Origin of the sequence: Clostridium sp. CMCC3677 (genome assembly GCF_023845585.1) — a bacterium.
In the GTDB taxonomy this organism is placed as follows: Bacteria; Bacillota; Clostridia; order Clostridiales; family Clostridiaceae; genus Clostridium; species Clostridium aquiflavi.
The window spans coordinates 1-213 of the sequence record NZ_JAMQHS010000135.1 but is presented as its reverse complement, the minus strand read 5'-3'; the positions used below and the strand labels follow the sequence as shown (position 1 = coordinate 213).

The following is a 213-nucleotide window of genomic DNA, read 5'->3' as shown; positions in this document are numbered from 1 at the left end:
TGTTAATGTCCTAATTTTCTTAGTCTTATCTTCTTTAAATTTAGCTGTAGAAAGCAAGGCCAAATTCTTTAAAGCCCATGTTAATATTCCTGTCTTAGCTGTTAATTCTTCTTTAGTTATAAAGCTTTTAACTGTTTTTCCATAAGAATTCACTACATCATATTTTTCTGGCTTATAGTCAATACTAAACCCACCACTACAATGTCCTACATT

1 pseudogene is annotated in these 213 nt (G+C 30.0%); it reads right to left on the bottom strand.

Annotated features, from left to right (window positions below):
- Positions 1-213, bottom strand: a pseudogene (locus NG901_RS16990) (hypothetical protein); the annotation flags it as partial.